The 1,324-nt window shown below is 73.8% G+C and carries 1 protein-coding gene; it reads right to left on the reverse strand.

The window, feature by feature from the left end:
- Positions 1 to 87 precede the first annotated feature (87 nt).
- On the reverse strand, positions 88 to 1,324 hold a 1,237-nt coding region (locus E1298_RS46945; RefSeq protein ID WP_131903804.1), incomplete at its 5' end, for a pyridoxal phosphate-dependent decarboxylase family protein.

A 1,324-nucleotide genomic window follows, 5' to 3' on the forward strand; every position in this document is an offset into this window, starting at 1 on the left:
GCTCCAGGGTGAGGGGGGCCGGGTGGGCTGGTATCAGGTCGTCCGGACTGGTCATTTCGAGGTAGGTGACGATCTCCCGCATGGAGATCACTTTAGGAGGGCCCGGAAGACGCGGTCCACGTCGCGGGGGGTGGTGCGCCAGTTGCTGAAGGCGGCGCGGATGCCGCGGGCGCCCCACAGGACGGTGGGGGTGAGGAACGTCTCGCCGGAGGCGGTGACGGTCTCGATGATCTCGGACGGGTCGCGGGTGTCGTGGGTGAAGCAGACCACGTTGACGCGGACGGGGGCCAGGAGCCGCCAGCCGGGGGCCGATTCCAGGAGGTCGCCGAGGTGGTGGGCCTGGGCGATGTTGCGCTCGACGATGGCGCGGTGCCCGTCGCGGCCGTAGGCGCGCAGGGTGAACCAGGCGGCCAGGGCGCGCAGGCGGCGGGAGTTCTCCGGGGTGAGGTGGAGGGGGTCGTCGCCGGGCTCGCCGAGATAGGCGGCGGCGTTCCGGAACACCTGGGCCTGGAGGTCGCGGCGGCGGGTGAACTGGACGGCCGAGTCGTAGGGGACGTTCAGCCACTTGTGGAGGTCCACGCAGATGGAGTCGGCCTCGTCCAGGCCCGCGACCAGGTCGGCGTGGGCGGGGGAGAGGGCGGTGAAGGCGCCGAAGGCGGCGTCGGCGTGGAGCCAGAACCCGTGCCGTTCGCGGAGCGCCGCGATGGCGCGGAGGTCGTCGAAGTCGACGGTGTTCACGGTGCCGGCGTTGGCGACGACGATCGCGGGACGGCCGCCGAGGGCGGTGAGGGCCTCGTCGAGAGCGGCGACGTCGATCGCCTCGCGGCCGGGGAGGGCCGGGACGGCGCGGAGCCGGTTGCGTCCGATGCCCAGCATGGAGAGCGCCTTGAAGATGCTGGAGTGGGCCGAGGCGGACAGGACCGCGACCTCGCCGAGGGCCGCGACGCCGTCGTCGGCGACGGAGACGCCGAGGCGCTCGCCGAGCCATTCGCGGGCGATGGCGAGGCCGACGGTGTTGGACATCGTCGCCCCGGACACGAACGCGCCGGTATGGGACGGGACGTCCAGCAGTTCGGCGAGCCAGCCGATGGTCTCCCGTTCGAGGGCGGGCGCCGAGGAGTCCTGGAGGGTCGCCGGGTTCTGGTCCAGGACGCTGGTCAGCCAGTCGCCGGCGATGGACGCGGGCGTGGCGCCGCCGGTGACGAAGCCGAGGTAGCGGGGGCCGGCGCTGCCCGCGAAGCCGGGTTCCCAGCGCTCGGAGAACTCGGCGAGGGCGCCCTCCAGGCCGGCGCCCTCGGGCAGCGGGCGCGGGGCGTGCGGGGGC

Source organism: Actinomadura rubrisoli, assembly GCF_004349215.1.
Classification (GTDB): Bacteria; Actinomycetota; Actinomycetes; order Streptosporangiales; family Streptosporangiaceae; genus Spirillospora; species Spirillospora rubrisoli.